The 23,680-nt window shown below is 66.5% G+C and carries 22 protein-coding genes and 2 pseudogenes; 10 read left to right on the forward strand and 14 right to left on the reverse strand.

Annotated elements, in window-relative coordinates; genetic code table 11:
- Positions 1-154: 154 nt before the first annotated feature.
- The 4 genes from BKK79_RS27180 to BKK79_RS27195 all read right to left on the reverse strand — a co-directional run bounded on the left by BKK79_RS27180 (position 155) and on the right by BKK79_RS27195 (position 5,018).
- Positions 155-1,510 (reverse strand): MFS transporter, encoded by a 1,356-nt coding sequence (locus BKK79_RS27180; RefSeq protein ID WP_084085635.1) that lies wholly within the window; start codon positions 1,508-1,510, stop codon positions 155-157.
- Positions 1,511-1,650: 140 nt separating this feature from the next.
- Complete coding sequence (locus tag BKK79_RS27185) at positions 1,651-2,337, reverse strand: hypothetical protein (RefSeq protein ID WP_071039348.1); 687 nt, start codon at positions 2,335-2,337, stop codon at positions 1,651-1,653.
- Between the two features lie 168 nt (positions 2,338-2,505).
- A complete protein-coding gene (locus BKK79_RS27190) occupies positions 2,506-3,855 on the reverse strand; it encodes a sigma-54-dependent transcriptional regulator (RefSeq protein WP_071039349.1) in 1,350 nt (449 codons plus the stop codon).
- Complete coding sequence (locus BKK79_RS27195) at positions 3,840-5,018, reverse strand: two-component system sensor histidine kinase NtrB (RefSeq protein ID WP_232346455.1); 1,179 nt, start codon at positions 5,016-5,018, stop codon at positions 3,840-3,842. The genes BKK79_RS27190 and BKK79_RS27195 overlap by 16 nt, the downstream gene beginning before the upstream one ends.
- Positions 5,019-5,694: 676 nt before the next feature.
- On the opposite strand from BKK79_RS27195, the gene BKK79_RS39325 reads away from it, so the two are divergent.
- Positions 5,695-6,129 carry a hypothetical protein gene (locus BKK79_RS39325; RefSeq protein WP_084085201.1) on the forward strand — a complete coding sequence of 145 codons (435 nt, stop codon included), beginning with the start codon at positions 5,695-5,697 and terminating at the stop codon, positions 6,127-6,129.
- Positions 6,130-6,270: 141 nt separating this feature from the next.
- On the opposite strand, the gene BKK79_RS27200 is transcribed toward BKK79_RS39325, so the two are convergent.
- The 5 genes from BKK79_RS27200 to BKK79_RS27220 all read right to left on the reverse strand — a co-directional run bounded on the left by BKK79_RS27200 (position 6,271) and on the right by BKK79_RS27220 (position 10,572).
- Positions 6,271-6,840, reverse strand: coding sequence for a YdeI/OmpD-associated family protein (locus BKK79_RS27200; protein ID WP_071039350.1), 570 nt, complete (start codon positions 6,838-6,840; stop codon positions 6,271-6,273).
- 108 nt (positions 6,841-6,948) lie between these two features.
- A complete protein-coding gene (locus BKK79_RS27205) occupies positions 6,949-7,539 on the reverse strand; it encodes a class I SAM-dependent methyltransferase (RefSeq protein WP_071017027.1) in 591 nt (196 codons plus the stop codon).
- Between the two features lie 140 nt (positions 7,540-7,679).
- Positions 7,680-8,702 (reverse strand): HEAT repeat domain-containing protein, encoded by a 1,023-nt coding sequence (locus BKK79_RS27210; RefSeq protein ID WP_084085203.1) that lies wholly within the window; start codon positions 8,700-8,702, stop codon positions 7,680-7,682.
- A gap of 133 nt (positions 8,703-8,835) precedes the next feature.
- Positions 8,836-9,513 carry a HEAT repeat domain-containing protein gene (locus tag BKK79_RS27215; protein ID WP_071039351.1) on the reverse strand — a complete coding sequence of 226 codons (678 nt, stop codon included), beginning with the start codon at positions 9,511-9,513 and terminating at the stop codon, positions 8,836-8,838.
- Between the two features lie 156 nt (positions 9,514-9,669).
- A complete protein-coding gene (locus BKK79_RS27220; protein WP_071039352.1) occupies positions 9,670-10,572 on the reverse strand; it encodes a LysR family transcriptional regulator in 903 nt (300 codons plus the stop codon).
- A 109-nt stretch (positions 10,573-10,681) separates the two neighbouring features.
- Here BKK79_RS27220 and BKK79_RS27225 point away from each other — a divergent pair, with 109 nt between their 5' ends.
- Positions 10,682-11,416, forward strand: a complete 735-nt coding sequence (locus BKK79_RS27225) for an SDR family oxidoreductase (RefSeq protein WP_071039353.1) — start codon at positions 10,682-10,684, stop codon at positions 11,414-11,416.
- 226 nt (positions 11,417-11,642) lie between these two features.
- On the opposite strand, the gene BKK79_RS27230 is transcribed toward BKK79_RS27225, so the two are convergent.
- Positions 11,643-12,035 (reverse strand): MerR family transcriptional regulator, encoded by a 393-nt coding sequence (locus BKK79_RS27230; RefSeq protein ID WP_442873295.1) that lies wholly within the window; start codon positions 12,033-12,035, stop codon positions 11,643-11,645.
- 52 nt (positions 12,036-12,087) lie between these two features.
- Here BKK79_RS27230 and BKK79_RS27235 point away from each other — a divergent pair, with 52 nt between their 5' ends.
- Positions 12,088-12,918 (forward strand): aminotransferase class IV family protein, encoded by an 831-nt coding sequence (locus BKK79_RS27235; RefSeq protein ID WP_071039355.1) that lies wholly within the window; start codon positions 12,088-12,090, stop codon positions 12,916-12,918.
- A gap of 339 nt (positions 12,919-13,257) precedes the next feature.
- Here the strand turns inward: BKK79_RS27235 and BKK79_RS41670 are convergent.
- From BKK79_RS41670 to BKK79_RS27260, 4 genes and pseudogenes are all read right to left on the reverse strand, one after another.
- Positions 13,258-14,021 (reverse strand): annotated as a pseudogene (locus tag BKK79_RS41670) (NAD(P)(+) transhydrogenase (Re/Si-specific) subunit beta); the annotation flags it as partial.
- A gap of 166 nt (positions 14,022-14,187) precedes the next feature.
- Positions 14,188-15,381, reverse strand: coding sequence for a lipid-transfer protein (locus BKK79_RS27245; RefSeq protein ID WP_071039356.1), 1,194 nt, complete (start codon positions 15,379-15,381; stop codon positions 14,188-14,190).
- 457 nt (positions 15,382-15,838) lie between these two features.
- Entirely contained in the window at positions 15,839-16,663 is an 825-nt protein-coding gene (locus tag BKK79_RS27255) for an SDR family oxidoreductase (RefSeq protein ID WP_198173409.1), read from the reverse strand.
- Between the two features lie 119 nt (positions 16,664-16,782).
- The gene (locus BKK79_RS27260) at positions 16,783-17,799 is read right to left on the reverse strand and encodes an AraC family transcriptional regulator (RefSeq protein ID WP_071039357.1); all 1,017 of its coding nucleotides are present in this window, start codon (positions 17,797-17,799) and stop codon (positions 16,783-16,785) included.
- 441 nt (positions 17,800-18,240) lie between these two features.
- Between BKK79_RS27260 and BKK79_RS41675 the strand changes: the two are divergent.
- From BKK79_RS41675 to BKK79_RS27295, 7 genes and pseudogenes are all read left to right on the forward strand, one after another.
- Positions 18,241-18,537: pseudogene (locus tag BKK79_RS41675) on the forward strand (IS5/IS1182 family transposase); the annotation flags it as partial.
- Positions 18,538-18,795: 258 nt separating this feature from the next.
- A complete protein-coding gene (locus tag BKK79_RS27270; protein WP_071039359.1) occupies positions 18,796-19,251 on the forward strand; it encodes a tripartite tricarboxylate transporter substrate-binding protein in 456 nt (151 codons plus the stop codon).
- 13 nt (positions 19,252-19,264) lie between these two features.
- Positions 19,265-19,474, forward strand: coding sequence for a hypothetical protein (locus BKK79_RS42355; protein ID WP_071039360.1), 210 nt, complete (start codon positions 19,265-19,267; stop codon positions 19,472-19,474).
- Positions 19,475-19,849: 375 nt separating this feature from the next.
- Positions 19,850-20,098: a hypothetical protein gene (locus BKK79_RS27280; RefSeq protein WP_071039361.1), complete on the forward strand. Its 249-nt coding sequence runs from the start codon at positions 19,850-19,852 to the stop codon at positions 20,096-20,098.
- 74 nt (positions 20,099-20,172) lie between these two features.
- Positions 20,173-21,003 (forward strand): alpha/beta fold hydrolase, encoded by an 831-nt coding sequence (locus BKK79_RS27285; protein ID WP_071039362.1) that lies wholly within the window; start codon positions 20,173-20,175, stop codon positions 21,001-21,003.
- 113 nt (positions 21,004-21,116) lie between these two features.
- The gene (locus BKK79_RS27290; protein WP_084085207.1) at positions 21,117-22,037 is read left to right on the forward strand and encodes a Bug family tripartite tricarboxylate transporter substrate binding protein; all 921 of its coding nucleotides are present in this window, start codon (positions 21,117-21,119) and stop codon (positions 22,035-22,037) included.
- A gap of 89 nt (positions 22,038-22,126) precedes the next feature.
- On the forward strand, positions 22,127-23,680 hold the full coding sequence (locus BKK79_RS27295) for an AMP-binding protein (RefSeq protein WP_071039364.1): 1,554 nt from the start codon (positions 22,127-22,129) through the stop codon (positions 23,678-23,680).

Genomic DNA, 23,680 nt, shown 5'->3' on the forward strand with positions numbered 1-23,680 from the left:
ATTCCAAGACACTGGCAACCGCCCCAGATTCCGTCGGTACGGCGAGGCTGATTGGCAAGCCAGCGCCGCCTGGCAACCCGCCCGAAGCCGGATCCGGCTCGTCGTGCCACCGGCACGCCAAGACGAAGTCTGTCAGTACCACGCTGGACTCCGGTCATGGTGATCCCGATGGGCAAGCCGTCGTTCTTGCGGCTTCGGTTCGCTCCGGCTTTCCCTCGAATGTCCCGATCAGCGCATCCCCGTGCCCGGCGAGCGGAGCGCCTGCCGAGCCGGGCGGATGCATTCGGGAGAGAAGGCCGAAGCGACAGGTCAGTAGTCCGATCGCGGCAACGACGCCCAAGGCGACGAACGCCGCGCTATAGCCGAAGCGATGCGCGATCCAGCCGGCCAGCGCGGGACTCATGGCTGCCCCCGCGCCTTGGATCGCCATCACCGCGCCAAGTCCTGCATTGACGTGTCCAGTGCCCCGCAGCAGGCAGGCGACAAGTCCAGGCAAGGCGACGCCCAGCAGGCCCGCGCCGATGCCGTCGAGGACCTGCACCGGAATCAATGCCCATGGCGACTCCCAGCAAGCGGCGACCAGCCCGCGCAAGGGCAGGGCCGACAGGGCGGCAATGATCAGGGCCCGGTACCCGTGCCGGCCGGCGTGCCGTCCGGCCCAAAGCGCCGCGGGAATCATGACCAGCTGCGCCACGATGACGATCGATGCCGTGAAGGCGCTGGGGTCCCCCAGTCCGCGCGTGACGATCGACTGCGCAAACAGGGGCAGCATCGCGGCATTGCCCAGATGGAACAGCAGCATGGTGATCGCGAGCAGGCCCAGCTCGCGCGAATCCGTCAGCACCCGCAGGATGGACGGCGCAGGGCTGCGTCCTTGCTCCGGCTGCTCCGGCTGCCTGGATGCGGGGCCACCGCCACGGGCCCGCTCATGATCGATGTCCTGTGGATGGATCCTCCACAAGCAGGCAAGCGCGGCGCATCCCATCAGGGCCATCAAGGCGAACACGGCTGACAGCCCCCAGCGGTAGCCGGCCAGCCCGGCCAATGCCGCCGCAACCACGTTGCCGGCATGGTTCCAGGCCTCGTTGATGCCGAGTTGCCGGGACACGTCCCTCTGCTCGACGATGCCCAAGGTGATGCCCATGACGCCGGCACCCATCAACGCGCCGAACGCACCGGACACCACCTGGGAGGCGATGGCGACGCCGAACGACGGCACTCTCCACAGTGCCGCCGTGGCGAGCATGAGCGTGATGGTGCTGCCTGCCAGCAGCGTCCGCTTGCGGCGCGACGTGTCGACCCATGCGCCCATCGGCGTGATCGCCAGCATGCCGGCGACGCCGCCGGCGGCCATCACGTAGCCGATGTCATCGGCGCGCCAGCCATGGCTGGCCAGCAGCACGCCGAGGAAGGGCCCCAGGCCGTCGCGGACGTCGGCCAGGAAGAAGTTCAGGCCGGACAGCCAGCTGCGCGAACTGGTGTGCGCCGTGGGGAGGGTTGGTGTTGCCATCATCGGTTCTTAGTTCAGCGGTCCTTTGAGCACGAAGAAGGCGCACAGGCAGATGAAGCCGAAGCCCGATCGGCGGGAACGCTGCGCCGGGCCGGAGCGGGCATCCGCCGCGCCGGCCCGGGACAAATGGGGGCTTGTGCTTACGGCACGCGGTCGTAGAGCGGCTGCAGGGCGGACAGGGTGGTGCCCATGCTGACGGCCTCCAGTGAGGTGCCGAACGCATTGCGCGTGCCCAGCCCGGACGCCGCGAACGGCGCGCCCGCCTGCACGGAAAGGCGCAGGCTCTCAGGCGGGAAGCGCACGATGGTGCCGTCGCTCAGGATGACGCCGTTGGCTTCGCCCCGCGGACCGGTGAGGACGGACTCGACGCGGCCTTCCGCCTGCAGGGGCTGCAGGCGCTGGGCGCGCAGGTGCGGCGGCAGGACGCGGCCTTCGCCTGCCGGCGGCGGCTGGTCATACACGGTGCGCCCGTTGCCGGCGTGGACGATGGCGTCAGCCCTGACCGTGCCCCGCGCTTCGGCTCGTCCGATGACGCGGACAGTGTCCCCGACCTTGACCGTGGCCGTGAGTGCATCGGCCATATGCGGCGGAAACTTGGCGATCGTTCCGTCGCTCAGGCGCAGTCCGTCGACCTCGCCGTAGGGATTGGTGAGCATCCGCTGGACCTGGCCTTCCACCGCGTACTGGCCGATCAGGCCAGGGGCATCCAGCCGCTGATGCGGTGCCGGCGGCAGATGGGGGGCGGGGCCGGGCGGCATGGCATGCGCGGGCAGACTGCACAGGCCGAACGCAAGCGCTGCAGACAGGGCGATGAAATGCGTAGACATGGAGAAACTCCTTGGGTTGGGATAAACGCCACAAGCTGTGGCGCAAGCACCATGCCAACAAGGAGTTGCAATGAAATCAAGGGTTTGCGCGGAAGCCACGGGACGGACTGTCCGCTGCGGTGACGCCAGGGTGTCACCGCAGCGGACACCGGTTTCGCTACGGCAGGCTCAATCGAGGTCGAACTCGGCCAGCTTGCGGTAAAGCTGCTGGCGGGACAGGCCGAGTCGCCGCGCCGCCTCCGCGCGGTTGCCGGCCGTCGCCGCCAGGGCGCGCACGATCATTTCGCGTTCCACGCGGGCGACGGCCAGTGCCATCGGGCCGTCCCAGTCAATGTCCAGACCCGGGGCCGGCGCGGCCGCCGCCTGCAAGCCGATGTGTTCGACCTCGATCACGGATCCGTGGCTGAGGATGGCCGCACGTTCCATGGCATTGCGCAGCTCGCGCACATTGCCGGGCCAGGAGTGGGCCAGCAGCAGCCGGGCCGCCGTGGCGCTCAGCCGCTTGGGCGGGTCGCCGCCCAGCAGGCGCAGGAAATGCTCGGCCAGCAGCAGCACGTCGCCCAGGCGCTCACGCAGCGGTGGCAGCCACAGCGGCACCACCTGCAGGCGGTACCACAGGTCTTCGCGGAAGCGCCCCGCCTTGACCGCGGCGGGCAGGTCGAGGTGTGTGGCGGCGACGATGCGCACGTCCACGGGTTGGACGCGGCTGGCGCCGAGGGGGGTGATCTCGCGCTCCTGCAGCACCCGCAGGATCTTCGCCTGCGTGGACAGCGGCATGTCGCCGATCTCATCGAGGAACAGGGTGCCGCCATCGGCCTCGCGGAAGCGCCCGATGCGTTCATGGACGGCACCGGTGAACGCCCCTTTGACATGGCCGAACAGCTCGCTTTCCATCAGCTCGGCCGGGATCGCGGCGCAGTTCACCGCGACGAAGGGCCCGGCAGCTCTGCCGCTGTTGCGGTGCAGGGCGCGCGCCACCAGTTCCTTGCCGGTTCCCGTCTCGCCGAGGACCAGCACCGTGGCGTCGCTGCCCGCGGCCATGCCGATGCGCTTGAAGACCTGGCGCATGGCCTCGCTGCTGCTGACCAGTTCGGAGCCATCCACGGGCTCTCTGGCGCCAGGCGCCGCGACGGCCGCCTGAGGCCGGTCGGGGGTATCGGCGTCCCGCCGCAGGGCGCGCTCCAGCGTTTCGACCAGGGCGGCCCTGGCCACGGGCTTGGTCAGGTGGTCGAACGCGCCCAGGCGCATCGCCTCGATGGTGTTGCCGCCGCTCGCATAGGCGGTGAGCATGATGCAGGGCACCGGCGAGATGCCGGCCGCGCGGCGCAGGAAGGCCAGGCCATCCTCCCCCGGCAGCCGCAGGTCGACGATGGCCGCATCCACGTTCTCGGTGCGCAGCCTGTGCAGGCCCGCATCGGTGGCCTCGGCCTGCAGCACCACATGTCCCAGGTCCTGCAGCATTTCCGCAAGACTGCCGCGGAACGCGGCGTCATCGTCGACGATCAGGATCTTGGCCATGGCAGCTCCATCTCGATGCGCGTTCCCTTGGCCGACTCGGCGAGAGCGACCCGCCCGCCGTGGCCCTGCACGATCTCGCGCACCAACGCCAGTCCCAGGCCGGTGCCTCCCGCGCGGGCGGTGGCGAACGGCTCGAACAGCGTATCGCGCAAGTCGTCCGGAATGCCGGAGCCATCGTCCGCCACCCACAACAGCAATGCGCCACCGCGTGGGCCGCGCGGACCGCGTGCACCGCGCGCACCGAGTTCGATCTCGCCGCCTTCTCCCGTGTGCGCCATCGCATTGAGCAGCAGGTTGTCATAGACCCGCGCCATCTGCGCCGGGTCGAACAGCGCCAGCCCCCGCGCGCTGGCGGCCAGCTCCGGCGCAACCGCCAGCGTGATCCGAATGCCAAGCCTTTGCGCGGTTTCGGCATGGGCATTGCGCCGTTCTTCCAGCCACGCTGCCAGGTCGACGACCTGGCGCTCCGCGCGGAACGGCTGCGTCAACGCCAGCAGGCTCGATACCAGCGTCTCGAGGCGCTCGGTCTGTGCCAGCACGGCCTCCAGCGCGCCGGCCACACGGGCCTCGCGCAGGTCGGCCGGCGCCGCCATCGCGTTCTCCACCTTCATGCGCATCGTGCCGAGAGGATTGCGGATCTCGTGCGCGAGCCCGGCGGACACCCGTCCCAGCGTGGCCAGGCGTTCGGACTGGGCCAGCTGCTGCTGCAGATGGGCCGACTGGCGCTGCCACCGCGAAATCATCCAGCCCAGCCAGGCGCCGGAGACCGCGACCAGCGCCAGCAGCAGGCTCACCGCAAGGGTCAAGGTGTTGACCGTTTCCGCGGCCAGCAGCGGCACGCGCATCAGGGTCCAGGCGATCAGGCGCCCGCCATCCCCGCCATCCCCGCCAACCGCTTCCACCGGGCAAGCGGCGAACGCCACGGCCTCGCGCAAGCCTGGCCGGACGTCGGTCACGAGGCCCGCGGAATCCTGCGCGCGCTGGGCCGTGGAGCCAATGCGCTCCAGCTCGGCGCTCGGCGGATCGCGCTTGATGCCCGTGCCGTCGTAGGTCGGGAAGGCATAGGCCACCACACCCGCATCCGCGCGCCAGAAGCCGCCTTCCATGCCCGGCTGGTCGCGCAGCGCCAGATCGAGCACCGCCTGCGCGGCGGCGGGTGCCATGGATCGGCGTCGATCGCCCGCAGACGGAAGTTGCTGGCGAACGCGTGCCGCGCCCGCTTGCAGCGCCTGGCAACTGGTCGAGGTAAGTTGGCGCGCATGCGCAATCTGGGGGCCGGCGCCTTGGCGGCTCAAGAGCAGCAGCAACCACCCCAGCACAAGAGCGGCCGCAGCGATGGAAAGCCACAGGATCAGCAGATCGCGTCGGACGGATGGTTGCAGCGACAGGTCAGGTTTCCTTTTGCAGTGAGATACCGATTGGTCAATCGGTGAGCGTTCCGATGGCAACCAGCGATGGCACCCAGAACCTTGCCAGAAGGGGCATTACCGCGCAAGGAAATGGTCGGTTGGCCTGCCTGCCTGCCTGCCTGCCGGTCGCGAGCGGGGCGCCGGTTCCTGCGCAGAGGCAACGACGGGATCATCCGGGCGACCTGGGTTGGTTCCAGCTGGCCGCATTAGGGCGGATCTGAAACCCATTGCGTGGAATCCCAAACTACCAGGAGCTGGCGTGAACTAGCATGGCCGGCGTCCATTGGAATGCTGCTGATTGGGAAGAAGCAGGCTGTGCGCGCAAGGCGGTTGCCGACGGATTTCCGGAACGTGGGTTGGCGGCATGCTCTGCCGCGATCACCCAAGATTGGCCGTGTTGGCAATGCCTTGACTTTAAAAGGAGGTGGTGATGGAAAAGAGGCGGGTAATCTCTCTCATTGCGGCATTGACTGCCATGCCAATAGCCTTCGCGGGCGGCCTGTCGGATTCCGATGCTGGAACTTATGAGTACCTGGGAAAAAATCGTGCTCCCACCGGTGTCCTTTACCGACTCTCTCATTCAAACGGGAAATGGGAGGCATCAGGGAAAATACCTGGGAAAGAGTGGAAGAACATCTCCTGCGATGCGGGCTGCGAGTACAGGAACAGCACGGCAAAAGAGATCCAGAGCTACTTCCCGCCTGACTGGCTGGCCGGCGTGGAGATCGCTTGCATCCAGAATACGGCCCAGGCCTTCTGCCGGTTCTCACCGAACCAGGATGCAGGCAAGGCCGGTCACGTGGTCGTTGCTCTGGTGACGGGCAAGCCAATACCGATCCTGGTCCGGCGGGTGGATGGCCGGTAGTTGTGCCGACAGTCGCGCCGGTCCGCAATCCGACCCGGAACGCCTGCCCGACGAAGGATTGCCTGATGTCTGTGTTCACTCGGTCCGGTCATCAAGGCTTATATGCCCCGTTTGGCAAAATCTCCGGAAGAAGTGCAAGGCCTACGGATGGAAGGTTTCGCCCCGGTTCAGCATGTTGACGAATTCTTCAATTTTCCGCGCCCTTGTTTCCGGCTTTTTTGCATTCTGTAGCCGAAACAGGATGGCATAGCGGTTACGGCTGTTCAGTGTCGCGAAAAACTGCTTGGCTGCCGGATTGGCGTCCAAAGCCGCCCGCAGGTCGTCCGGCACGATCGAGTGACTGGCCGACGTATAAGCAGCCTGCCAGCGGCCGTCTTTCCTCGCCTTCTCGATTTCGCGCATGCCGGGCGGGCGCATCCTGCCTGCGGCGATCAGCGCTTCCGCCCTGTCCTTGTTGAGTTTGGACCAGATGCTTCTTGCGGAGCGTGGGGTGAAGCGTTGTAACCAGTACTGGTCGCTCTCGGCCTGCTTTTGACCGTCGATCCAGCCATGGCAGAGGGCGCTTTCCAACGCCTGTTCGTAGCTGACGGTCTGCTGCTCCGTGCCCTTCTTCGCCAGACGCAGCCATGCTCCGGCCGAAGTGCTGCCGTGTTGCCCTAGCCAGCCTTCCCATTCGGCCTGACTGGTAAATGTCAGAGCGCCTTCGGTCATGTCACTGTCCTGGAAGGTCGGAAAATCGGAAGGTCGAGTCCATGCGGGGGAAAGCCGTCCGGGGCTGGCCGTGCTGAAACGGACATCATTGTCCGTGGTGCGACAGGGTCAGCCGTTCTTGCGGACGATCAGCCGATGCACGCGTTTGCCCGACGATTCACTGACAAGGTCTTGCTCATCCAGCACGTCGATGGTGTCGCCGAGGGCGGCGCGCACCTGCGCGGTATCGAGCGCCGCATACAGGCGGCCGCGCGCGTCACGCTGCGTGTCGTCGTTGACGCGCCAACTCAGGTACAGCGTGCCGCCGGGAGCCAGCAGCGCGGCCAGCCGGGCTGCCGACGCCAGAGCGGCTGGCGGGTCCAGATGCATGAGTACGGTCTCGCAGAGCACGTTGCGGAACGCGCCAAGCGGCACGCCGGCGAGTTCCGGCAGCGCCGCCTGCTCGAAGCGCAGGCCTGGATAGCGGTGCCGCGCCTCGCCCAGCAGGGCCTCACTCGCGTCGTAGCCGGTGGTATCGAACCCGCGCGATGCGAGCCAGGCGGTGTCACGCCCCGCGCCACAGCCGACGTCCGCGGTCGGCCCTGGCGAGAAGTACTGCTCAAGCAAGGCATACATGTCATCTGGCGGCGGCTGGTCGAGCCAGTCTTGTGCGTACGCCGCGGCGTGAGCGTCGTAGGCGTCGAGTGTCGTGCGGTCCATGTCGCGGTGTTCCTCGGGAAGCCGGGTGCGCGTAGTTTAAACCGATCGCCGCGGCGTGGCGCGGCACCCTCTCCCTGGGTCGGCAGGCGCCGATGGACGCTGTCGGTTCTCCGCGGTGAGGCGACGTCGGAGCACGGCCGCTACGCAGATACCTGGCGTCTGAATGGATTGCGAATGCCGATCACGTAGCGCGCGGTGCGCGCCACTGCCGGATCCGGATCTGCGGCCAGCCGTTCAAGCAGGGCCGACGCCGTGTCGTCGATTTCGGCGAGCGCCTGGCAAATGCGGCCACGGGTCTGGGCATCGGCTGCGCCGTCGGAGATCGCTGCTTCAAAGCGTTCCACGATTTGCCTGGCGATCGCTGGGTCGTCCGCCAGATCGGCCAACGCATCGGCTGCCTCGACATCGTGCGCCCCGACGAGAACCTGCTCGATCAGCAGGGGAATGGCGTCGGCTATCCCCCATCCGCCGAGCACGCGCGCGGCGCGATACCGCACGCGCTCCGTGGGGTCGAGGAGCGAGCCACGCAGCGTCTCCACCGCTTCGGCGCCGCCGAGTTTCGCCAGCGCAAGCACGGCACGTTCGCGCAGTGCCGGATCCGGATCCTGCAGTGCCGCGCCAAGTACGCCGACGCCGCTGCCCTCGGTTCTTCCCAGCGCCCAGTGCAGCGTACCCGCGACATTCGGCTCCTGCTCCTGAAGCAGGGCGTGGGCGATGAGTGTTGCCAGCGGGGCATCGCTGGACGCGGCGTCGAATGCAGCACGCTGTCGCTCAGGCGCATGCGCCGAGTCCAGTCCTTGCAACAGGTGCACGACTTCCAGCACTGCTGGCCAATCCTCGGGAGAGGCGGCGGATACGGCCGCCAGCCGGGAAAGCAAGGCTTGCTCTGCGGCCAGCCGCTCCCGGCAGCGAACCATCAGCGCGTCGATGAGTACATCGGGGCGAGGTGCTTGCCGGCTGAGCGCCTGACGCACCTCGGCGAGCCCAAGGCCCAGCGAACGGAGGCTTTCCACCTGGAACAGGCGCCACGCATCGGCTTGCGAGTACGCGCGGTATCCCGCTTCCGTACGTCCCGAGGGGCTGACCAGTCCGATCGCGTCGTAGTGCCGCAGCATGCGCGCGCTGACGCCGGAACGATCGGCCAACTCGCTGATGCGCATCATTTGTCTCCGGTGTCATCTGGGTCATGCCGCCCCGCGTCCCGGCCTGGGCGCCAGGCGGGCCTCGAAAATTCTATCAAACCGCCGACGGCGTCCATCGCCCCGGCCAAGGCGCGGCGCACCACATCGATCGCCGTCAATTTGCCGCTTCGCCGGCGCTGAGCAAGGGGGTACGAGCACGCCAGGCGTCGGCCGGATCCAGCACGAACGCACCTTCCGGGTCGGCGATCAGCCTGAGGCTCGCGCAGGCATGAACGCGCGCCGCCGGGTCCCGGTGCCGGGCCGCCGCCGCATCGAGCGGGGCGACGGCGTCGTCGCCAAGCCTGAGCAATGCCCGGCTCAGACTCCGCTTGAGGTCCTTGTCGCCGCGGCCCAGCTCGAGCACCAGTTCGTGTGCCAGGGCAGCCCGTTGCCCGCTCGGCACCAGCCCCGCGGCGGTGCGCCACGCCGTCCGTGCCACCTCCGGATCGGGGTCATGCAGATGTCCGGTCGTGATCGATGGCCAGGCCGTGGGGTCACCGATCTTCGAGAGCGTATGCAGTGCCTGGCTGCGCGCTTGCGCCACCGGCGAGCGCAGGGCGTCGCGCAGCAAGGGCAAGGTCAGATCCCGCGCATGCTGGGTCAGCGCCCAGGTGAGCATGTCGCGAACGAAGAAATCCGGCTCGACGCCGCAACGCGCCACCAGCAGCGTGATCTGGCCCGGATCGGGCGCCGTGCCGGCACCGAGCGCGGCCGCAAGACGGCGCGACGCGTCCGCATGCTCGAGTGCCGTGGCCAGTGCGTGATGGGAAGTCGGGGGATGGTGATGGGTCATGGACGCCTCCTGGCCCGACATTGGGCGCCTTGTCACTGTGACAAGGTCAAGGGCTTTCGAGCGGGGGCGTATTGCACGCCACGCGCCGGGAAACCCCGGCGCTACCGCGCAACCCCGGCGGCCGGCATGCTCGCGCTGGACATCGATGGCAACGCCTCAAGTCTTGTCGCGCCCCAGGGTCGCCAGGAGAAAATCGATAAAGCTCACCAGCTTGGGTGGCATGTTCGGATCGGGCAGATGCACCACGTGGACGGGCCAGGTCGGGGCCGGCCAGTCGGGAAAGAGACGGACGAGCCGGCCCGCATCCAGGTCGTCCTGCAGCATCACCTGGGGTTGCAGAATGATGCCCAGTCCTGCCAGCGCGGCTTCGCGCAGCGCGAGACCGCCGTTGACGTCGAGATGACCGCGCACCGCGATGCGCTCCACGCCATTGCCGTCGGGGCGTGGAAAGCGCCATTCACGTTCGGGGCCATTCGCCCCTATAAAGGCCAGGCAATGGTGTTGCAGCAGATCCGCTGGCACCCGCGGATGCCCGTGGCGCGCCAGGTAGGCCGGTGACGCGCAGGCAATACGCGGGGAATGGGTCAAGGCCCGCGCAATCAGGCCCGAGTCCGGCAGCACACCGGCGCGGATGGCGACATCGAAGCCTTCCTTGGCGAGATCGACGAAACGGTCATTGAGCGACAGCTCGATCTGGACCTCGGGATAGCGGTCGAGATAGCCGGAGAGCGCCGGTACGAGCACGCGTGTGCCATAGATGACCGGGCTGCTCACCCGCAATCGACCGCGCGGACTGCTCTGCATCTCGCGCGCATCCAACTCGGCGGAGTCCACCAGGGCCAGGATTTCGAGACATCGCGCGTGATAGCGCCTGCCGAGTTCGGTCAGGCTCTGGCGTCGCGTGGTGCGATTCAGCAGCCGGCCCTGGAGGCGCCGTTCCAGCTCACGGATATGGTTGCCGACCATGGTGGGCGTCATGCCGCTGCCTTCGGCCGCAGCCGCGAAGCTGCCGCGTTCGACGACGCGTGCAAAGATCGCCATGCTGCTGAATCGATCCATTCGCAAGTCCTATTAAGGAGTGTTCGAAGAAATGGCGGCTTTATCAACCCTGACTAAACAATAATACTCAGGTTCTCGCTTCCCCCACAACCGACAGCAAGGACCCACCATGACTATTGCGAGCACGAACCTTCAGCATCAACGCGTCGTCCTGCTGGGCGGCACTTCGGGGATCGGCCTTGCCACGGCGCGTGCCGCGCTGGCCGCCGGTGCCTCGGTGACGGTGGTGTCATCACGCAGCCAGCGCGTCGCCGCAGCCGTCGCCAGCCTCGGCGACGGGGCCGAGGGCTGCACGGTCGACCTGAGCGATGCATCTGCTGTACGCGGGCTGTTCGAACGACTCGGACCGTTCGACCACCTGGTCTACAGTGCCGGCGATGCGCTGCAGACCGGAGCGCTCGCCGACATGGATCTCGATACGGTCCGCCAGGTTTTCGATCTGCGCGTCTTCGGCGCCATCGCCGCGGTCAAGCATGCGACGCCGTATCTCCGTCCCGGCGGCTCCGTGGTGCTGACCAGTGGTGTCGCCGGCCTGCGGCCACATAAGGGTTGGGTTGCACTGGCCAGCGCCTGCAGCGCATTGGAAGGCCTCACGCGGGCCTTGGCGGTGGAGCTGGCGCCCATTCGCGTCAACCTGGTGAGTCCAGGCCTGGTGCGCACGCCGCTGTGGGCCAATCTGCCCGAAGCCGACCGCGAAGCGCTCTACGCCGCGAGCGGGGCAGCCCTGCCGGTCGGGAGTGTCGGCGAGGCGGAGGACCTCGCGCAGGCTTACGTCTACTTGATGACCAATCGCTATGCCACGGGGCAGACCGTCATCGTGGACGGCGGTGGCGTGCTGGTCTGATAGCCATAGGCTGGATGGATCGTCGACATTGGGTCGGTCTGAGCGGCTTCCGGACCACCGGATTTGCAACCGGCTGGGTCCGGCCAATTGCTGCCACCGGGTTAGAACAGTTCAGAGTCCGCGGAGCACAGTTAACGGACCTCGGCTCGTCACGTAACTGGCGTCTGTTGCAGCCCTGAAGCTGAAAAAGCACCATGCGTCGAGCGCCCTGCTTGGAACACGCGCCTTAAGACTCGGACAAATCCAGTGCGGCCAGGTAGCTCGCCACGGTATCCCGGCTCTCAGTCAATTCGCGAAGCCTTATCTCTAGTTGCTGCAATTCGCTGGTTAGAACTGCCCGAATTTCGTCGCAGTCCTCAAAAACTGCGGGGTCGTCTTCCCTTACGCAGGACAGCAGAACCCGGATTGCGTTCAATTTCAAGCCGGACGCATTGAGTTGGCGAATACGAATGGCTGCCAAAAGCTGTGAGTCGTCATAGTCACGATAACGCGCTTCGGTGCGGGCAGGTTGCAACAGTCCCTGCTGCTCGTAGTAGCGCAACATTCGTTCACTGACACCGCTACGTTGGGCTAACTCTCCAATCCGCATTCCGAACCTCCTTGCAACAGGACTTGACATTGACAGCGCTGTCAAAGTCTAACCTAACGCTTTCATCAACGAGGAGTTATGGATGACAGGTATCGTCAACACCCTTTCCAGCGAAGCAACAGCGCAATGTGATGGACGCACTGCATCTTCGGTCGACTTGGCTCCAGTCGCGTTCGCTGGCTACGCCCATTTCACCGCCTTGCAGGTACGAGAAGGCAAGGTGCGTGGTCTGGATCTCCATCTTCAGCGCTTGCGCAAGGCCTCCCTTGCTATGTTCGGACGCTCATTGGCGGATGAGGATGTCAGAAAATACCTTCGCTCAGCACTAGAGCTGAAGCCTGAAGGCAACTTATCCTTGACTGCCACCATCTATTCATCTGCAGGAGAATTCACGGCAGCAGAAAGCGAAGCTCCCTTGAGCATGCTGGTCCGGACATCATCCGCATTCAATGGCCCACAAGGGCCTTTGCGGCTGGATATGGTGGACCACCAGCGAATGCTGCCTGAAATCAAACATGTTGGAGAAATCGCAAAAACGTGGTTTCTTCGCAAGGCTGTGGAACATGGCTTTGACGACGCTGCGTTCGTGGATGCAGAGGGTCGACTTAGCGAGGCGACCATTTGGAATCTGGCTTTCTGGGACGGTAGCTCCGTGCTGTGGCCTCGGGCTCCGATGCTGAGGGGCACCACGATGTCCATAGTGATGCGTCAGCTTGAACGTATGGGCATCTCGCAACAGCATCAGGACATCACGATGGACTCGCTGAAGGCTCTTCACGGTGCAGTGGTCATGAACTCATGGACTCCGGCTGTCGAAGTGCGAAGCCTTGGTGCCATCGACATACCTTCTGCGCCGGATTTCGTAGCGCTGCTCCACCGAGCCTTTGCAGCAGAGCCCCTGATGGCAATTTGAATTCCGAAAGCAGTGGTTGCCGTTGAGTACGTGAATGTCGGCTCAGGGTCGGGAGGCGACGATTGCCGCCTCGCTGCGGTTGACCGAGTTCGGCCACGTACGGTCATTCGCGTTTAGCGCTTTGAATGGCCGGAGCGCCTCCGACATCCGACACAGTTCATTCAGGCCGTTACCGCTGAGGGCGAGATCCCTGTTTGCTGATATCGACCTCTCTCGACAATGCGGGAATTATCACGACATCCCAGGCTCCGGCATCTGGGAACGTTCGGAGGTAATACTGGAATCCAGCAGACCCAGTTTCTCCGTGCGTCAAAGTTATGCTTCGACGGCCTTAAAGCCCATCTTCTTGGCGTCGCCGAACACCATCAGGGTCATGTCCATGTGGAACAGTTCGTTATCCAACCCGGCATAGCCGGACGCCATCGAACGCCTGTTGACGATGATGGTCTTGGCCTTGAAGGCCTCGAGAATCGGCATGCCGGCGATGGACGACTGGGATCGGTCTTGGCCGCCGGGTTCACCACGTCGTTGGCGCCTAGCACCAGCACCACGTCGGCCTGGCCGAACTCGCTGTTGATGTCCTCCATTTCGAAGACCTGGTCGTACAGCACCTCGGCCCGGCCAGCAGCACGTTCACATGGCCCGGCATGCGGCCGGCGACCAAGTGGATCGCGTACTTCACGGTTACGCCGTTCCCGGTGAGCTACTCGGTCAGTTGCTTGAGCGCGTGCTGGGCGCGGGCCACGGCGAGGCCATAGCCGGGCATGATGAGGACCGTCTCGGCTTGCCCATCAGGAAAGCCGCGTCATCGGCGGAGCCCGACTTCACGTTGCGCTGGGCCTGACACCAGCCGCGCCGCCGGCTGCCGCCTTGCCGCCGAAGCCGCCCAGGATCACGTTCGCGCCCGCGTCCGCGCCGGTCTTGCAGGCCACCAGCACCAAGCTAGCGTGCATGCCGTTGATGATGAAGGTCTTGTTACCCGTGATGCGCCACGCGTCGCCGTCGCGCCTGGCCTTCGTCCGGATGCGCTGCAGGTGGGAGCCTGCGCCCGGCTCGCTCATGGCAATGGCGGCGACCAGCTCGCCCGTGGCCATGCGCGGCAGCGCTTCTGCGCTTCGGTGCCGTGGGCCACGATGCCGCTGTGCACGTTGTTGCTGAAGCCCAGGGCCGTCGCGCGCATCAGCTCCTCGCAGATGGCGGCCCTTCTCCACGTCCGCGTGGAAAGTGGGCAACTGGTGGCCGATGTGGCGGCGGTCGATTATCCAGACCTCACGCCGCTTGGTAAAGCGTGACGACGCAGGCGCCGCCCAGCCCCAGATTGTGCTGCAGCGCCAGCCGCGCGCCTTCGACCTGGCGCTGCTCGGCGCGGCCGCGCAGCTGCGACACCAGCTCGTAGCACTGTGCAAGCCCGGTGGCGCCCAGCGGATGGCCCTTGGACAGCAGGCCGCCAGAGGGATTGGTGACGATGCGGCCGCCGTAGGTGTTGTGGCCTTCGACGATGAACTTCTCCGCCGTGCCCTCGGGGGTGAGGCCCAGTGCTTCGTACGTGATCAGCTCGTTGGCGGTGAAGCAGTCGTGCAGCTCCACCACGTCCAGTTCCTCCGGGCCGATGCCAGCGTCCTCGTACACCTGCTTCGCGGCAGCGGCGCTCATGTCGTAGCCGACCAGGTTGCGCATGTCCTTGCTCTCGAAGGTCGAAGGCGTGTCGGTGATCATGGCCTGCGCGGCGATCACCACGCGCATGTCCAGGCCGTGCTTCTTCGCGAATTCGACGGAGCAGACGATGGCGGCGGCCGCCCCACAGGTCGGCGGGCAGCACTGGAAGCGCGTGAGCGGATCGAAAACCGGCGCGGAGGCCATTACCTCGTCCAGCGTCAGCGTCTGGCGGAACACGGCCAGCGGATTGCGCGCGGCATGCTGGCGTGCCTTCACCGAAATGCGGCCGAAGGTGTCGCGGCGGATGCCGTACTGCGCCATGTAGTCGCGGCCGGCGCCGCCGAAGAACTGCGCCGCACGCGGCGCTTCGGGGCTGAAGCCTTGCTTCTCGGTCATCACTTCGGCGAAGTGCGTCATCGGTGAGGGCCGGTCCTCCCACGCGCCCTTGAGCGCGCCGGGCTGCATCTGCTCGAAGCCGAGCGCGATCGCGCACTCAACCATGCCGCTTTCCACCGCTTGGCGCGCCAGGAAGAGCGCGCTGGAGCCGGTGGCGCAGTTGTTGTTGAGGTTGAAGACAGGGATGCCGGTGAGTCCCACGCCGTAGATCGCCGCCTGGCCGGCGGCGGAGTCGCCGTACACGTAGCCGACGTAGGCCTGCTCGACATTTTCGTAGGGCACGCCGGCATCCTCCAGCGCGAGCTTCGCGGCGCGCGCGCCCATCACCGTGTAGGGCGCGCTCTGGCCTGGCTTGCTGAAAGGGATCATGCCGACGCCGACGACGTGGACGGGGCGCTGCGGACGCGTCATGGATTCTTCTCCTTGAATGTAGGGCAGGCGTCTGTTCCCGCCGGTCGAATTCGACAATCGCCGATGGGTCCAAAACGATTGGCCGAAACGCTATTGGGGGACTCGCTCCTGCCGGCTCGGCGCTCAGGCACCGTCACGGTACCGGAGAGTGCCCATGGCCTGCGCAGCGACCTCGCCACTCGCATCGGTGATGGTCCCTCGCAGAAGCACACGGAGCGGCCACCCGGTGGCGCGGCCCTTGGCGACCGCTGGCGGGGCGCAGGAAGGCGATGCGCATGTCCACGAGGTCATCACCACGCCGCCGTGACCGGAGGCATGGTGGTTGAGCATTTCCGGGCGTAGCTCCAGCGTCACCGACGAGTCGCCGCCCCTTGGGCCTTCTCGGCGCGCAGGCCCAGGTGTTCGGAGAAAGGCACGTGGCGCTGGCGGCCGCTGCGCGGCTTGTCGTCGACGGTCTTCATGCGTGCGCCCGTTTCGAAGCGGCCGCGGCTGCCGTGAAGTCGCGCGGCCCCGTCAGCGCGAATCCGCCGTCCACCGGGATGATCGCGCCGGTGATGTAGCTACCCCAGTCGCTGGCCAGCAGCAGGGCCATGCGCGCGATGTCGTCGATGCGGCCCAGGCGCTTCAGCGGGACCCGGTTCGCCATCGCGTCCAGGGTGTCGCCCGTCGGCGCGAGCCGCTTCAACCCTTCCGTGTCGGCGATCGGTCCCGGCACGATGGAGTTGATGCGGACGCCCTGCGCGCCCCATTCAAGCGCCAGCACCTGCGTGAGCATGTCGACGCCGGCCTTGGCCGCGCACACGTGCGCCTGGAACGGCGTGGGAATGAAGGCCTGGCCGGCGGAGATCTGGATGACGCAGGAACCCGGCTTGCGCAGGTGTGCGTGCGCGATGCGCGCCACATTGAAGCTGCCGAGCAGGTCGATGTCTACGACGGTCTTGAACGCGTTGGGCGACATGTCGAGCGCACTGGCGAGGAAGTTGCCGGCGGCGCCGGACACCAGCACGTCGATGGGGCCGAAGCGCTCCGTCGCCGTGGCGAAGGCCTGCTCCAGCGCTTGCGGCTGGCGCACGTCGGCGGACAGGCCCAGCGCCTGCGTGCCCAGCGCTTCGAGTTGCCGTGCCGCGCTTGCCACCTTGTCGGCGCTGCGGCTGATCACGGTTAGCTTCGCGCCGGCGCGGGCGAAGGCCTGTGCGATGCCGAAGTTGATGCCGCTGGAGCCACCCGCGACGAACACGTGGCGGTTGCTGAAGTCGAAGGCGGAGAAGTCCATGGTGTTCATGCGCGCGGATCGCCGAGTTGTGGAACACGGCGATCGTGTAGTGGAAGATGTGGCGAAGCTTAGCCGGCTGCAGAGCCGCCACCAATTGCGGGAAGCGCCAAACGACTTGGCGAAACCGTTCAGTGCTCGGCCGGTCCGTGCGCAAGCCGGTACTCGCCCGGCGCGACGCCGGTCCACTGCTTGAAGGCGCGATGAAAGGTGCTGGCATCCGAGAAGCCGACACGGTTGGCGACGTCCAGCAGGTGCAGTTGCGTGTGCAGCAGGAAGTCAATGGCGGCGTCCCGTCGCAGCTCGTCCTTGATCTGCTGGAAGCCGCGGCCTTCCTCGCGCAAGCGCCGGCGCAGCGTCTGCGGAGTGACGGCCAGTGCCTCGCCCACTTCGTCCAGCGAGGGCATCTCGCCACCGAGGCGTTTGCGCAGCAGCCGGCGGATGCGGTCGGTGACACTGCGCGTGTCGCGGTACTTGACGATCAGGTTGGCCGGCGAGCCCGCGAGGAATTCGCGCAGGCTCTGCTGCGACTGCACGATCGGCAGGTCCAGCCAGCGCGCTTCGAACGACAGCCCCACGTGCGGCTGCGCCTGCCGTAGCGGCACCTGGTACACGCGCGAAGTGTCGCCGCTCGTGACCCCGCTCGTATAGTCGACGCCTAGCAGCGGGATGCGGCGCGCCACCAGCCACGACGCCGCTTGGTAGGAGAGCAGCATGAAGGCCTTGATCGCGTAATCCAGGCGCGCATCGGCGGGACGGCGCAACACGAACTGCACGTGCGCCGTGTCGCCGCGCACGCTCAGGCGCGGCACGAAGTCCGGCACCAGCAAGTGGTAGAAAGCGAACCCGTCGCGCAGCGCCTCCTGCAGCGTGGCACAGCGCACCAGCTGGCGCATGCACTGGCCGAAGCTGCCCGGCGGCAGCGGCCGCGACAGCAGGCCCCACATCTCGTCGCGCAGGGTGCGCCGCAGCACGTGGATCAGGAGCGCGTACTGCTGCTGCGAGATGCGCGCCAGCGGCGACTCCAGTAGCGCGGCGGGGATGCCTGCGCGCGCCAGCAGCGGTGCTGTGTCCAGTCCCCGCGCCCGCGCGCCGCCCACGATGCTGTGCACGTGCTGGATGGCGACGGTGTGGTGTGTGAGGTTCATGGAGGCGCTGCCGCACGCGGCGCACTGATTATAGGCCAGATCTTCTCCTCGGTCGCCGCATCGCCGGTGCGGTGCAGGGCAATCAGGTCGGGGGCGCGCCGCGCGCGGAAGGCGCCGTGGCGGGGCGGGGATCGGTTCATGCTGCGGCGGATCGTACGGCCCCCGTCGGGCCGCGGCAATGGCTGGCCTGCTCGCGGCGATTGGCGAAAACGCTCGCGGCAGTTCAGCCGTCGCGTCAACGCCTGCTGTGCGCCGTCGTTCCATGCGCGCTCAGAGACTGCGTGGCCCATTCCGCTCCATGTCGTGGACCGGCCGGCCGGTCGCACGCGCGACCGCCACGCGGTACGGCGGCATGTTCGTGCACTCCAACACGAGGTCCGTGAGCCCGCCGACCCCTGGCGAACATCGCGACCGTCCGAGCGGCTCGTCAGTTAACATGAACTGCGGCAGGATTGTCATCCGAAAGAGAGCTCCCTGCCCTACGAACCCGACCAGGACTTCCTGTTGCCGTCTTCTCTGAGCGAGTGGCTACCTGAGGGCCACCTGGCCTACTTCATCAGCGACAGCGTCGATGGCTGGACCCGTCGGCCTTCCACGCGCACTATGAGGCAGGCGGGCCGCGCAACCAGTGCACGAGGACGTTCCGTTCCGACTGCTGGCCTCGGTAACCGGCCGGCTGGGCGCACGATCCGCAACTTCCGGGCCTTCCACCTGAAGGAGCTGGGTGAGCTGTTCTTGCACGACGGTGGCGAGCACCGGGCCTCCTCCGGCAAGGTGGAGTACCGTTTGGCCGACGGCCGTCTGGTCGACGTGACGCCGGACGGCACCGCGCGCGTGGTGAGGTTCGACCCGGTACTCACGTTGCCCGGTGGAGAATCCTAAAGCGCTACTGAAACCGGCTTGATCTTTTTCGCCAATTGTTTTTGGCGAGATGCGCAATTGAGTGCAGGCGCTTCATGCACGACACTGCGCCTGAACGCGATCCAGGAGACAGGCATGCAGAACTTCATCCGGTGCGGCGCCACGCTCGTGCTGTTTCTCTTCGCCACCGCCTCGCAGGCCCAGGCTCAACCTCAGTCGAGCTATCCCGCGCAACCCATCAAGTTCGTCGTGAACTCGTCGGTGGACACGGTGACGCGGCTCATCGGCCAGAGGCAACGCTACAAGAACATCCCCAACGTGCCCTCGTTCGCCGAAGCGGGCTTCAAGGGCTTCGAACCCTATGGCTGGTACGGCGTGTTCGTGTCCGCCGGCACGCTCAAGCCCGCCGTGGACAAGCTCTACAACGAGATCGCGCGTATTGTCCGCACGCCGGAAGTCGCGGCCCGGTTCGAAGAAGACCCGGGCCTCATCGTCACCGTCGCCGGCCCCGACGCCTTTGCCGCCGATATGAAAAAAGACTCGCAGGTCTGGGGCCGCGCCATCCGGGACGGCAACATCCGCGTCGATTAAGGAAGGCCTCCCCATGCCCATGCCAACCACGCTGGACGGCAAGCTCGCCTTGCCCGTCATCGCCTCGCCCCTGTTCATCGTCTCCGGCCCCGATCTCGTCATTGAGCAGTGCACGGCCGGCATCGTCGACATCGACGATTGCCCGCCCGTGGCTGACGTGGTGGCGCGCATGAAGACCGAGTACGCCGACGCTAAGGCGGCGCTCGCGCGCCTGGCTGCCTGACGGGAGCAACAGATGCAGACGACGCACCAGACCCAACACTCCGGCCTGACCGCCGGGCTGCAGGCGCTGCGCGCGCTGGCGCGGCATCCGGATCGCACGGCCTTCAGGTGGGAAGGTGGCGAGATGTCCTACTGCGCGGCCACTGCCCTGATTGGCCGCATACAGAAGGTGCTGATTCTCGCGCGGCATGCGCGTCGGCATCCTGAGCGCCAACCGCGCGGACAGCTGGTGCGCACAGGTGGCCGTGCACCTGTGCGGCGCGGTGAAAATGGGGATGCATCCCAAGGGATCGCTCGCAGATCGCGTCGAAATTCTCGCCTCCTCGCGGCTGGACGATGTGATGCTCACGCGCGCGTTCACGGGCTGGAGACGAACATGCTCAAGCCCTCGATCATCGCGGCAGCGCTGGACCCGGACAACCTGCCCGCCAACATCAGCGAGGAGCGTGCGGCGGCCCTCTACGGCGGCGGCAAGGGCAAGCACGGGCCCAAGCGCTGGCTGGACGGGCGGGGAGCGGGACATTCCGCCTCGGGTGTCACCGGCATTCCCAGCGTGGCGGAGCTGGTGGCGGCCACTGCGCGCGAATACGAAGGCGCCAGGCGAGAAACCGCGAAGTTGTTCTAGCACTGGCATCGTTCCGCCCGTGGAACGATGAGGCATCGAATCGATTTGCAAACAAAGACCCAGGAGACATCAGAATGCAAAGTGGCATTCGTCGCGACATCCTCGCCACCGGCGCGGCAATGGCGCTCTCGGCCTGCGCAGGCCCACAGGCCTCGCCCGCCGGCGCCGGATCATCGTCCGCGGCACGCGCGGAGACCGACTTCGTCCTCGTTCACGGCGCCTGGCATGGCGCCTGGTGCTGGCGCAGGGTGGCCGAGCGACTGCAAGCGGCCGGCCACCGCGTCTGGGTGCCGACGCTCAGCGGCCTTTGCGAACGCGGTCACCTGCTGTCGCGGTCGATCACGCTGCAGACCCATGTCGAAGACGTCGTCCGGCTCGTGCAATGGGAAGACCTGCAGTCCATCGTCCTCGTCGGGCACTCGTATGGCGGCATGGTGATCAGCGGCGCGGTGGAGGCGCTCGACAAGCGCGTGCGCTCGCTGGTGTACCTCGACGCATTCCTTGCGGAGACGGGACAGTCGGTGGTCAGTATGTTCCCCCCCGCTGTCAAGGAGCGGCTGGAAAAGGCCGTGGCCGTCAGCGACGGCTTCTCGCTGCCACCGTTTCCCGCGGCAGCCTTCGTCGGAGAGGACAGTCCCGACATCGCCTGGGTCACCAGCATGATGACGCCGCAGCCTTATGCCACCTTCGCCGCACAGCAGGGAACCACGGCCGTGCGTACGGCGCTCGTCCGCAAGACCTATGTGCGCGCGCGGCGCTTTTCCAGCGTGGCGTTCGATGGCGCCGTCGAGCGCATCCGCGGCCAACCCGACTGGCGCCTGATTGACCTGCCGGACCATCAGCATGATCTGATGGTGACCGCTCCCGACCTGACCGTCCGCATCCTGCTCGAAGCGGCCGCGTGACAGATGGCCTGCCGACAAATAGACATTAGGAGACAGCCGTGACCGTTTGCGTTTCGACAAAGGCTTGCGCCGTGGCTTTGGCAAGTGTCGCAGGGTGGGTCGCCGCCCCGGCCATGGCAGCGTCCGCTGAGGTGGCCGACTACCCAAAGAAGCCGATCCACATGGTGGTCCCCTCGACCGCCGGCGCTGGCGCCGACATCCTGGCCCGCCTGGTCGCCGACAAGCTCGGTAAGACCGTGGGCCAGCCCGTGGTGGTGGAGAACAAGCCCGGCGCCAGCAGCGTGATCGGCACCACGACAGTCGCTCGTGCCCAGCCGGACGGCTACACCATCTTGTTCACCTGGACCGCGCTGGTCCAGTCGTCGGTGCAGAAGACGAAGCCGCCGTACGACGTCTTCACCGACCTTGCACCGGTAGCGGAGGTGGCGCGCTCCAGCTTCGTGCTGATCGGTGCCACCTCGGCGCAGATCGGTAGCGTCACGGATATCATCGCCATGGCGAAACAGCGGCCGGGCCAGTACAGCTATGGCTCGTACGGCAATGGCACCTCGTCGCATATTCTGGGCGAGCTGTTCAAGCAGAGCGCGGGCATCAGCATGGTCCACGTGCCGTACCGGGGCGGCGCGCCCTTGCTGTCCGACTTGCAAGCGGGCCATATTCCGGTGGCCTTCCTGGACTTCGCCAGCGCGCGTGCCAACGCCGGCAACGAGCGCTTGAGGATGCTCGCCATCACCAGCAGCGAACGCTCGCCGTACTTCAAGACCACGCCGACCTTTGGCGAACTTGGCATCCGCGGCCTCGACATCGAGGGCTGGTTCGGCATCCTGGCGCCGGGCAAGACCGATCCGGCGATCGTGAAGAAGCTGTCCGTCGCGGTGGGAAAGTCGTTACACGATCCCGAGGTAGCCAAACGAATGGAAGAGCTGGGCGTGACCATCGTCGGCAACAGCCCCAATGAGTTCGCGGCCAAGCTACGGCGCGACGAGGAGAAATGGCGAACCATCATTACCAACGCCGCCATCCGAGCCGATTGAGCCATGTGCCTGTCCGGTGCCGCGCGCTACTCGGCGACGCGCCGGTACTCGTGCCCGCGCCCGCATTTTCAATTTTTCCTGCCCCTTCCATGACCATCCACGCCATACCTTCCTTCTTCTCTCTCGCCCTGGCGGCGCTGCGCCGCTATCCTGAGCGGGTTGCGTTCCAGTGGGACGGCGGCCAGTTGCGCTACCGCCAGGCTACCACGCTAATCGGCTGCTTCCAGGCCGCGCTCCAACGGCATGGCATCCAGGCCGGCACGCGCGTGGCGCTGCTCAGCGCCAACCGTGCCGACATGTGGTGCGCGGCAATGGCGGCGCAGGGGTTGGGCGCGGCCACGAGCTGGCTGCACCCAATGGGCTCGCTCGACGCTCACTGCTTCCAGGTCGAGGATGCGGACGTGGCAGCAGTCATCATCGATGCCGCCAACTACGGCCACCGTGCCGGCGAGATCGCCGCGCGCCTGCCGGACAGCCGCATTCTGACGGTGGGCGCGGGCGACGCCGGCACCGACCTGATGGCGCTGGCTGAGGGCGCTGTGGAGTGCGAGCCGGTCGACCTGTCGCTGGCCTCGGCCATGGCGACCCTATCCTATACCGGTGGTACCACCGGCCGGCCCAAGGGCGTGGCCAAATCTGGCGGCGCCAACGGCCATGCCGCGCTACAAATGCTCAGCAATTTCGACATGCCGCTGGCGCCGCGCTTCCTCGCAGTGGCGCCGATCAGCCACGTCACCGGTACCAATGTCCTGCCAACGCTGCTGCGTGGTGGCACGATCCACCTCATGGCACGCTTCGATCCAGAGGAGATAGCCGCGACCGTTGCGCGCGAGCGCATCAACGCGATGATGATGGTGCCGACCATGGTCTACGGTCTCCTGGACCATCCACGCTTCGATACTTTTGACTTGTCGTCGCTGGAAACGCTGCTCTACGCCGGCGCCCCGATGTCGCGGCAACGCCTGATCGAGGGCATCGAGCGCGTTGGGCCGGTGTTCTGCCAGCTGTATGGCCAGTCCGAATGCTCGCCGATTACCGCGCTGCGCAAGGAAGACCATGACCTGTCGCGGCCCACACTGCTGGATGCTTGCGGCTTCCCGCTGGCCGGCTGCGAAGTCCGCCTGCTCGACGAGCATCACCGCGAGGTGGTGCCCGGCCAGCATGGCGAGATCTGCGTGCGCAGCCCCGCGGCAATGAGCGGCTACTGGCGCCAGCCGGAACTGACGGAGCAGGCCTTTGCCGGCGGCTGGCTCCATACCGGAGATATCGCCGTGGCCGACGAATGCGGACGCCTTTCTATTGTTGACCGCAAGAAGGACATGATCGTCAGCGGCGGCTTCAATGTCTATCCGCGCGAGATCGAGGATGCACTGGCCACGCATCCGGCGATCAGCATGAGCGCCGTGATCGGCGTGCCCGATCCCAAGTGGGGCGAGGCGGTGACGGCCTACGTGGTGCTGCGAGCGGGCAAGTCGGCCACGGCGGAAGAGTTGATCCACCATGTGAAGGCGCTCAAGGGCAGCGTCAACACGCCCAAGCGCGTGGAGATTGTCAACGCGCTGCCGCTGACCGCGCTGGGCAAGCTCGACAAAAAGGAGCTGCGCGCCCGCCACTGGAGCGGCCAGGGCCGCAATGTCGCCTGA

This window comes from Cupriavidus sp. USMAA2-4 (genome assembly GCF_001854305.1).
In the GTDB taxonomy this organism is placed as follows: domain Bacteria; phylum Pseudomonadota; class Gammaproteobacteria; order Burkholderiales; family Burkholderiaceae; genus Cupriavidus; species Cupriavidus malaysiensis.